The 9,022-nt window shown below is 48.5% G+C and carries 10 protein-coding genes and 6 tRNA genes; 12 read left to right on the forward strand and 4 right to left on the reverse strand.

The genetic code is table 11. The annotated features are described in order from the left end of the window. From ABYW01_RS07730 to ABYW01_RS07765, 8 genes are all read left to right on the forward strand, one after another. Positions 1-454 (forward strand): helix-hairpin-helix domain-containing protein (locus tag ABYW01_RS07730; RefSeq protein ID WP_372831903.1); only part of this gene is annotated, 454 nt, incomplete at its 5' end. A 26-nt stretch (positions 455-480) separates the two neighbouring features. After that, complete coding sequence (gene pgsA, locus ABYW01_RS07735) at positions 481-1,029, forward strand: CDP-diacylglycerol--glycerol-3-phosphate 3-phosphatidyltransferase (protein ID WP_372831904.1); 549 nt, start codon at positions 481-483, stop codon at positions 1,027-1,029. Between the two features lie 88 nt (positions 1,030-1,117). Next, positions 1,118-1,193 (forward strand) — tRNA-Gly (locus tag ABYW01_RS07740). Positions 1,194-1,227: 34 nt separating this feature from the next. Then, a tRNA-Cys gene (locus ABYW01_RS07745) sits at positions 1,228-1,301 on the forward strand. A 9-nt stretch (positions 1,302-1,310) separates the two neighbouring features. Beyond that, positions 1,311-1,397: transfer RNA gene (locus tag ABYW01_RS07750), tRNA-Leu, on the forward strand. 110 nt (positions 1,398-1,507) lie between these two features. Then, positions 1,508-1,583: transfer RNA gene (locus tag ABYW01_RS07755), tRNA-Gly, on the forward strand. A 17-nt stretch (positions 1,584-1,600) separates the two neighbouring features. After that, positions 1,601-1,674, forward strand: a tRNA-Cys gene (locus ABYW01_RS07760). 14 nt (positions 1,675-1,688) lie between these two features. Next, positions 1,689-1,764, forward strand: a tRNA-Gly gene (locus ABYW01_RS07765). Between the two features lie 74 nt (positions 1,765-1,838). Here the strand turns inward: ABYW01_RS07765 and gap are convergent. Continuing rightward, entirely contained in the window at positions 1,839-2,846 is a 1,008-nt protein-coding gene (gene gap, locus ABYW01_RS07770) for a type I glyceraldehyde-3-phosphate dehydrogenase (RefSeq protein WP_372831912.1), read from the reverse strand. A 179-nt stretch (positions 2,847-3,025) separates the two neighbouring features. Here gap and ABYW01_RS07775 point away from each other — a divergent pair, with 179 nt between their 5' ends. The 4 genes from ABYW01_RS07775 (at position 3,026) to ABYW01_RS07790 (ending at position 5,468) form a co-directional block, all read left to right on the forward strand. Continuing rightward, on the forward strand, positions 3,026-3,838 hold the full coding sequence (locus tag ABYW01_RS07775) for a DNA-binding protein (protein WP_372831905.1): 813 nt from the start codon (positions 3,026-3,028) through the stop codon (positions 3,836-3,838). Positions 3,839-3,876: 38 nt separating this feature from the next. Further along, positions 3,877-4,347, forward strand: a complete 471-nt coding sequence (locus ABYW01_RS07780) for a response regulator (RefSeq protein ID WP_372831906.1) — start codon at positions 3,877-3,879, stop codon at positions 4,345-4,347. Positions 4,348-4,439: 92 nt separating this feature from the next. Beyond that, complete coding sequence (locus ABYW01_RS07785; RefSeq protein ID WP_372831907.1) at positions 4,440-5,111, forward strand: response regulator; 672 nt, start codon at positions 4,440-4,442, stop codon at positions 5,109-5,111. Between the two features lie 78 nt (positions 5,112-5,189). After that, a complete protein-coding gene (locus ABYW01_RS07790; protein WP_372831908.1) occupies positions 5,190-5,468 on the forward strand; it encodes a hypothetical protein in 279 nt (92 codons plus the stop codon). Positions 5,469-6,361: 893 nt separating this feature from the next. On the opposite strand, the gene ABYW01_RS07795 is transcribed toward ABYW01_RS07790, so the two are convergent. The 3 genes from ABYW01_RS07795 to ABYW01_RS07805 form a co-directional block, all read right to left on the reverse strand. Then, on the reverse strand, positions 6,362-6,973 hold the full coding sequence (locus ABYW01_RS07795; RefSeq protein WP_372831909.1) for a glutathione S-transferase family protein: 612 nt from the start codon (positions 6,971-6,973) through the stop codon (positions 6,362-6,364). Between the two features lie 115 nt (positions 6,974-7,088). After that, the gene (locus tag ABYW01_RS07800; RefSeq protein WP_372831910.1) at positions 7,089-7,280 is read right to left on the reverse strand and encodes a (2Fe-2S)-binding protein; all 192 of its coding nucleotides are present in this window, start codon (positions 7,278-7,280) and stop codon (positions 7,089-7,091) included. A gap of 119 nt (positions 7,281-7,399) precedes the next feature. Next, positions 7,400-8,698 carry a tyrosine-type recombinase/integrase gene (locus ABYW01_RS07805; protein ID WP_372831911.1) on the reverse strand — a complete coding sequence of 433 codons (1,299 nt, stop codon included), beginning with the start codon at positions 8,696-8,698 and terminating at the stop codon, positions 7,400-7,402. Positions 8,699-9,022: the final 324 nt, after the last annotated feature.

The raw sequence follows: 9,022 nt of genomic DNA on the forward strand, positions 1-9,022 counted from the left end.
ATTGCCGGACATATTATTGATCGACGGCGGTAAGGGGCAAGTCACTCAGGCAATGGAGGTGCTAGAAGAATTACAGATCACAGAGGTGCAAGTCGTCGGGGTTGCCAAGGGTCCAACGCGTAAAGCAGGTTTTGAAATTCTGATAAATGGCCAGACAGGTGAAGAGATTACCCTGGCGGGCGATTCTAGCGCACTTCATTTAGTGCAACATATTCGGGATGAGGCGCATCGTTTTGCTATTACAGGTCATCGGGCCCGCCGCGGAAAAGCCCGAAAGCAATCAGTACTCGAAGGGATTGCAGGTGTTGGGCCGAAGCGTCGCCGCGAAATACTTAAACATTTCGGTGGTTTACAGGAGGTAGAGCGGGCGAGTGTTGAAGAAATCGCAAAAGTCTCTACCATAAGCCGGAAGCTCGCCGAGGAGGTTTACTTGGCGTTGCATCCAGAAGTTTGACACACGAGGATAACGTGCTGTTTTCGATGAAGATTCCTAATCTCCTCACACTTTTACGTATCGTTCTTATTCCGGTATTTGTTCTGGTGTTTTATTTGCCTTATAGCTGGGCTCCATATTGGGCAGGTTTTATTTTTGCTTTAGCCGCAGTCACGGACTGGTTTGATGGCTATCTCGCCCGTAAGCTTAATCAGTTATCTCCCTTCGGTGCGTTTCTCGATCCTGTCGCAGATAAGCTGATGGTGGCAACTGCATTGGTTTTGGTAGTTGAGGCATACGGCAGTCCTATTGTGACCGTGCCTGCGATGATTATCATTGGGCGTGAAATTGTAATTTCTGCGCTTCGGGAGTGGATGGCAGAGCTGGGTAAGCGTGGAAGTGTAGCGGTGTCCTATGTAGGTAAGGTGAAAACCAGTTTACAAATGGGTGCAATATTCTTTCTAGTACTGGCAGAGCCGGGTACAGCCCTGGCTTGGGCGGCAATGGTTATGTTGTATCTTGCGGCTGCGTTGACGCTGTGGTCTATGATTGAGTATCTGAAAGCGGCATGGCCAGATCTAACAAACGATCTGTAAGTGTTTAAAAAATAAGCGAAATGTTTTTTTATTACAGTGTTGACATAGAACTGAGGGTCTCTATAATACGCACCACTTACTAAGCAGGGCGGAATTAGCTCAGTTGGTAGAGCGGGACCTTGCCAAGGTTCAGGTCGTCGGTTCGAGCCCGATATTCCGCTCCACTCTTCTTAGTAGGCGCCTTTAGGCAAAGAAAATGGCTGGATGGCAGAGTGGTCATGCAGCGGACTGCAACTCCGTGTACGCCGGTTCGATTCCGACTCCAGCCTCCATTTTCTTTCGCCCGGATGGTGAAATTGGTAGACACAAGAGACTTAAAATCTCTCGCTCGCAAGAGCGTGCCGGTTCGATTCCGGCTCCGGGCACCAAGCAACTTTCAGCGATTTACCAATTTCTGGTCAAAGGTTGTAGTAAGAAAGTCTGCCATGTATCTGCTGCGAATTTTATTCGTAGTAAACGAATGCAGACCTAGCACTAAGCGGAATTAGCTCAGTTGGTAGAGCGGGACCTTGCCAAGGTTCAGGTCGTCGGTTCGAGCCCGATATTCCGCTCCAACACTTCGGTGTAGTGTGGCGCGATGACAGAGTGGTTATGTAGCGGACTGCAACTCCGTCCACGCCGGTTCGATTCCGACTCGCGCCTCCATTTTTAAGACCTATGCGGAATTAGCTCAGTTGGTAGAGCGGGACCTTGCCAAGGTTCAGGTCGTCGGTTCGAGCCCGATATTCCGCTCCAAATTTCAACAAAAAAGCCAGCGAAAGCTGGCTTTTTTGTGTCTGCCTGATTTCTGATGGGTGCGCGTGGTGATGCTACTCTGCATTCATGAGGGCGACTGCTGTATCCAGCATTCGGTTTGAAAATCCCCACTCATTGTCATACCAGGCAAAAACCTTAATCATTGATTCGGTTGCATGTGTTTGAGTGCTATCAAAGATGCAGGATGCTGCGTGATGGTTAAAGTCTGCAGATACCAATGGCAGTTCGTTGTACTCAATAATGCCCCTGAAATCACCTTGAGATGCAGTCTTGAGTAGCGAGTTTACTTCGTCTGCTCCGGTATGCTTGCTGGGCGTAAAGCTAAGATCTACCAGTGAAACGTTGGGTGTAGGGACGCGAACTGCGAGCCCGGTAAGTCGTCCTGCCAACTCAGGCAAGACCAGCCCCACTGCTTGTGCAGCGCCAGTTTTGGTCGGGATCATTGATAGCGCAGCTGCGCGGGCTCGATAAAGGTCGCTATGGTGAGTATCAGAGAGGTGCTGGTCATTCGTATAGGCATGTATGGTCGTCATGATGCCTTCACGAATCCCGATTGCGTCATTAAGTACTTTCGCCATAGGGGCCAGGCAGTTCGTTGTGCAAGAGGCATTGGATATAATCCGGTGCTCGCCAGTGAGCTTTTGGTGGTTAACGCCATAGACGATCGTTGCGTCAGCATCTTTTGCAGGGGCGGAGATAATGACGCGCTTCGCGCCTTGTTTGATATGCCTGTTGGCGTCTTCTCTGTTGGTGAAGCGGCCGGTGCACTCAAACACAATATCGATATCGAGCTCTTTCCAGGGTAGGGCGTCTAAGTTTGATTCGCTGAGAATGGTGATATTGTCATCCTGGATGAGCATGCAGTTTCTCGTTGCTTCTACTTTGTGCTCAAAGTGGCCGTGGACGCTATCGAACTCCGTTAGATGTGCATTGATGCGCGCATCCCCTAGGTCGTTGATGGCAACAATTGATATCTCTTCTGTTCTTTTTGATTCGTACAAAGCGCGCAAAATCATGCGGCCGATACGGCCATAGCCATTAATTGCAACTCGAATGCTCATTGTGATATCTCCCTGATTCTTCGCTATCCCCGTCAGCATAGAAGAAATTTTCGCCCCATGTTGCGGGTGCGTGTGATTGCCTTGATCAAATTTCCGGCGATATTGAATAAAAAGCGTGCGATTGTTGGTATCTTGATATCTAATACGTATCAAATAATACGTATTAGAGTTCTTTTGGTATGCCAAGGAAAAGTGATACCGCTGAGCGGGTTTTGCAGGTGGCTGACAGGCTGCTAGAACAAGGGATCCGCCCAACCCAGCAAAACGTGCGTGAGCAGCTGGGGAGCGGCTCAATCTCAACAATTAATCGTGCATTGAATGAGTGGTGGCAGCACCTTGGTACCCGAATAAAAGAAAATCGCGAGCGCCCTGATCTTCCGGAGCCGGTAATAGATACTGCGAACAAACTTTGGCAGCAAGCACTGGGATATGCAGATCACGCCTACGCTGAGCGGAAGGCAGAGCTTGATGCCCGATATAAGGAAATTAAGGCGCAAGCCAGAGTTGTGGAGGCGGGTGCGCTAGATGAGCTTAAGGATATGCGCCTCCAAAACGCTCGCTTGCTTTCAGAGCGCGAGCAGGCGGCGAACGAAAGGCAAGCATTGCAGCAACAGCTTTTGGCTCAGGAGTCGGATCTGATCCGGTTAAACTCTGAAAACGCCAATCTTGTTCGCGAGGTTAAGCAGCAAGCGCTGATGCTCGATCGCGCTGGCGGCACACCAGGAGCCCAGATCGATACCCAGCAGCTAATAGAGCTGAAGGTCTCGCTACGGGTCGCTGAGGAAGAAAAAGCGCGCTTGGAGGCGGTAGGAAAAGCACTTGTTGAGGAAAATGCCAGCCTTAGAAAGCAGCTGCTTGATCAGGATAAAGAATCAACTGGCAAGCGGCATGCGCTTGAAACAGTGATAGCGCAACAAGATGTGCGGTATGATCAGGCTCTCAAAGAGCTTAGTGAGTGCCGTTGTCAGCTGACAGAAGTGCTAGCGCGCTAAAACCGAGTTTTCGACTTGTAATGTAATACTTAATATAATTGCTGCAAGATATTGAAATGGAAAAGACTATACAAGAACCCAGCACATATCAGTCCGTCGCCAGCTTGCTTAAGCAGGGCGCTGAAGGTGATATTTTTGGGTGTTTGACAGAAGGTTCTTTTGATCTGGCAAAAGTGGCGCTGGTTAAGGAAAAGCTCAGCGGCATAACGGTTCAGTTGCTAGACGCAGATGGCTATGCGGTTCGCCAGGTAACCAGTAAGCGCCGCGAAAAGAGCGTTGCGAGACAGGAGAGCTTATCTGATCGCCAGGTTAAAGTTGTTAGGGCGCTGGAAAAGGTATTGATGCATTGTAAGCGAGAAGGAATTCAGCTGATCGGTTACAGTGATGAGCTTGTAGCTTTGCCTGCCTCCGTTTCGGAGGAAGAGATATCAGCGGCAAGTGCTGTCGATATCGATTGCTACGGCAGTTACCGCGGCGCTGATGCTATTTTTGATACTGATACCGACTAAGGTGTTGTAACCCGGACTAATCTCGCTAGAATGGCAGCAGGCCTTGGGAATAGGGCTGGTAGTCTTAAAAGCGTATTTGGAAGGGAGATTATATGGTTGACAGTATCGGCGTTCTCCTGGTTGATGACCACCCCTTGGTTCGAGCGGGTTTTCATCGGTTATTGCAGGCAGACGGGCGTATTAATATCGTCGCTGAAGCCAATAACGGGCAGGAAGCATTCGATCTGTTCCGCCAGTTCACACCAGATTTGGTTATCATGGATCTTTCCATGCCGACAGATACATCTGACCCTGAGGCAACGACCAATATCAACGGTGGTCTAGACGCCATTCGGCGCATCATATCTCACGATTCATCTGCTCGCGTGCTCGTTCTGACGGTGATGGAGAGCGATCCGTTCCCGTCGCATGTATTGAATGCCGGTGCAAAAGGCTATCTTACCAAGCGCTGTGCGCCAGAGGAGTTGCTTGAGGCAGTGGTCACCATCCATGGTGGCGGCACCTACATTTCTGATGTAATTCAGGCAAAGTTGGGAGCAAATGCGGACGATGAGGCTTCGCCTGTAAGAGCGCTAACCAAGCGTGAGCTTCAGATTTTTACCTATCTTGCGGACGGCCAGTCGGTGACTCAAGTGGCAGAAGCTATGTTCTTAAGCCCAAAGACTGTTCATGCGCATCGCACCAATATCCTTCGCAAACTCAAAGCAAGCAATAACTCCGAGCTTGTTCATCTCGCAATTCGTCACGGCATAGTTCAAGCCTGAACGCTAGACTGTAATAGTGGTCCAATTATTCGAGGTTTCATGCGGCTGCTATGAAGCCCGATCACTAGGTGGTGACATATGGCTACTTACGGTATTTCAGATCTTCTTGTTGAAAGCGACTTTATCTGGCGCGAGATTGCTGTTGGTGATCACGTCATGGTTGAGGCCGATCTGTACGATAGTGCTGGGTTGATGCTGAAATACGGAACTTCATATCTCGTTCTGGCTAAGCTGCGAAAAGAGCCGGGCAGTTCTACTTTGATTGTCGAGTCTGACGTGACAGGTGAGCTTGTGAATGTGCATCCGGCACTAATATGCAGCTACGAAAACGCTCACGCACCAATCTCATATTCCTAACGAAGTAAGCTCTTACTGTCACTGAATAGCCTGCAGTGACAGTATTCTGGCGCAATTATATAACTACGTATAATGTATATTATGTTAAATAGAATATTATATTCTGTCTCGGATGATTGGTTCTGCCAGTAGATACCGCCATACCGCCTTTTATGTATGACTAGAATGAAGTCTTTCGTATTTTGATCGTAAGCCTCTCGTGCGGAGAGCTTTCAAGATTTCAGTTTTGGGGGCTGGCTGTCGTTTCATGCACGTAGCGCGCAATGTGTTTGTGAGTTCCCGCATGCGCTTTTCTTGTCGATTTCTTCGGTTTGAGATGTGCTGTTCTACTTCGCCATATCGGACCACTTAGCTCAGGAAGACAGTTTCGTGCGGACAATCGTCAGAAATTTTGTTTTATGGGTAAAGTGTCGTTTCGTGCAGCCTGAGCGGTTCTTATATTTTTCTATCCTTGCCCACGGGTTTTCATATCAGTATGGAATTGGGCTTTTAGCCTTGAGCGATGTGTGGAGCATGCCCTGTACTCACAAGGTTTGTTATTTATCTTTGGGATTGGCTCATGCGCATTCAGGTCAATAGACGTACTTCGATCCGTAGGAGCGAATTTCGCTTTGTGAGTTTTACGTTATGTTGATTTAAGCATCACCAAAAAAGTGAGCATTACAGAAAACTGTAAAACACACGATATTGGCGCCATTCATGGAGTGAACGCACTGGGTGCTCTTTATTGGTTGGTGTTTATGCCCTGCTGACATATATGATGCCGATAATGCTATTTATCGGCATCATTCATTATTCGCTCTGAAGGCTTAACTGAGCTGCTATTCTACGTACTTGCGATATGCCAAAAAAAACCCGGCAATTGCCGGGCTGTCATTTCGTCAATGCGTAGATTATTTGCACAGCGCTTTGTATTGCTTGCTGCCGGCGCGTTCAGCGATACGGTTTCGCCACTGATTAATGTTGCTGTACTCGGACAGATCGAATTTGATGTCATCGCATATGCTGACAACAAATGATGTATTCAGGTCCGCCAGTGTGAAGGTGTTGCTGACGAGGTAGTCTTTGCCTTCCAGCTCGGCTTCCAGCGTATTTAGCATGCCTGGAATTTTCTCAAAAGCTTTCTTGATTACCTCGGCATCACGGCGTGGCTCTGGTACAAATACCAACTGGATGAATGCCTGAATCATTGGTGCCTGAAGATCAGCAACCGACCAGATACTCCACTGGCTAATCAGGCCTCGTTCTTGAGGTGATGTGCCCAGCAGTTCAGGCTTATAAGCATCAGCAATGTAGTTATTGATTGCCAGTGATTCCCAGATCGTGAAGTCACCGTCGGTTAATACGGGCACTTTGCCGTTGCGGTTAATCTGCAGAAAGGCTTCAGATTTGTGCTCTCCGGCACTGAAATCGATCGACTTGGTTGAGTATTCAACGCCTGCCTCTTCAAGGCACCAGAAGCAGCGGCCTGCGCTGGATTTTGGGCTACCGTAAATTGTGATCATGACCTTTCCCTATGGCTAGTATTATATGTTGGGTATACGTGGCTGTAGTATTTAGCGAGGCGGCATCTTAGCACAAAGCGTGTGACCTAAAAGGCGCGTGGGCAGGTCTTGATGCTCAAGCGAAATCATTGACCAGTTGTTCGACGTGACAGCGACACTCCGCACAGCGTGGTTGCAGGCCATGAACGGCAAAAATCTCACGATATTCCTCCTCCCCAAACGCCACCGCTTCTGCGATGTCATCCACATAGAGGTCATTACAGGTACATACCAATGAGGGATCTTGTGCTTTGCGTTCGGAGTCCATCGCCCTGCTCTGCTAATTAGTAAAAGAGACCCGGATTGTAGGTGGCCGATAAAGCCAAGAGTAGCGAATTTAATGCACGTACAGATGAATGTGTTTCAGCCTATCTGGCATCAAGGCTATTAATAGGCATCTGACAAATGATCAATCGGCTTATTTGCTGCTGATTCGTGGCGCTCCACACGGGAGGTGTGCAGATATTGAGAGGTTGTATCGATACTGTCGTGCCCGGCATCCGCCTGAACATGAGACAGTGGTCTCCCGTTAATATTAATGTCGTGGGTAATGCCGGTATGACGGATGCTGTGTGGCGTCATCTGTCGCATTTCAAGTGCATCTTGGCTCATGCCGTCTTTTTCGGCGGCGTTGGCAGCATGATTGAATAGATCGTGTAGTTCTTCGCGCAACTGCCGGATACCCAAATTTGCGTTCAACAAGCCCGCGTCACGCCCTCGCCCCGCTGCCCTGTGGCGCACAAATAACGGAATCTCCTCATTGGGTGCGGGCAGATCTGTCAGATTCAGGAATCGACGATAACGTTTTAGCGCTTTTAGCAGCAAATGTGATACTGCAACGGTACGCTTTTTACCGCCTTTACTGCGCGGGATATGAAATCCCCAAACACCGGTTTTGTTATCGCGCCGGAACTGTCCCATCACCGGTGAAAAACCAGGGCGCGCTGCCGCTTCGGAGATGCGTAGATAGCAACAATACATCAGGCTGATTAAAAATAGCGTACGTTCGGGCTCATCCTGGTGACTTTTAGCGAGATTCTCGGCGGTTGAGATCACGTATGACCACTGAAGCTCGGTAAATGAACGCATCTCCTCATCATCTTCATGCATGACCTGGTTTTGCGAGCCTGATTTAAAGCGGCCGCTCTTCATCAGCATCATTGCTGGGTTGCGCTCGGTATACTCTTCGTTGATCAGATAGCTAAAGAATGCTGACAAAATCGCCAGTTTAGTTTTCAGGGCTTTGTCTGTAATCCTGTATGGCTGCTCAACGCCTTCTAGCTTTTTGCCCAGAAAGGGACGCCATAAAGGGTTGGGTACCCGTTCCTGCAGGTCTTTATCAAATACAAATTGGGCCACATTGCGATATGCCACCAGCTCGATTGGAGGTTGTGTGCAGTAATCGATATATCGCAACAATACACGCCGGCTAACATCTGCGACGGATACGCCTTCCGCATCAAATGCCCAATGCAAAAATGTTGTCAGTTCACTGCGATAGGTTTTGTAGTTGTTCTCACTATGGCGCTGTTCAAGCAACCAATCCACGGCGTGCTCATACACTAATGCCGCGTCGTTAACGTGCTTCATCGTGATATTTGCGATGTATTGATTGACGACAGCATTGCCGTCTTCCAGATATAGGACGGAGTCGAATAAGGGGGTTGCTGTAGGATTGTTGAACATAGTATTCGCCAGCGAAGATTTATTTCTATATCTTAGCAAAATCAAATAGATGCAATGTATATTTAAACCACATAATGCGATTATTTCTACGCAACGCGCCCTGTATGGGCTTCTTTAAAGAGCATGTCCTTTAACATCTAATTCAGAGACTTCTCATCAGCATAGGCATCAGCGTGTAACGCCAGGTCTTCAGCAAATCAGCGTTGCGTCATTTTTCAATTTCTCATGGCCATTGTGAGTATGTGGGTGATCTTGCGCTTTAGGCGCGGTTTTCGCCTTATTGATCCAGAAATTTTCAAGATCGTTTGCCAATCAGCTTTTTGA

The sequence above is a fragment of the Pontibacterium sp. genome (assembly GCF_041587635.1).
GTDB lineage: Bacteria > Pseudomonadota > Gammaproteobacteria > Pseudomonadales > Balneatricaceae > Pontibacterium.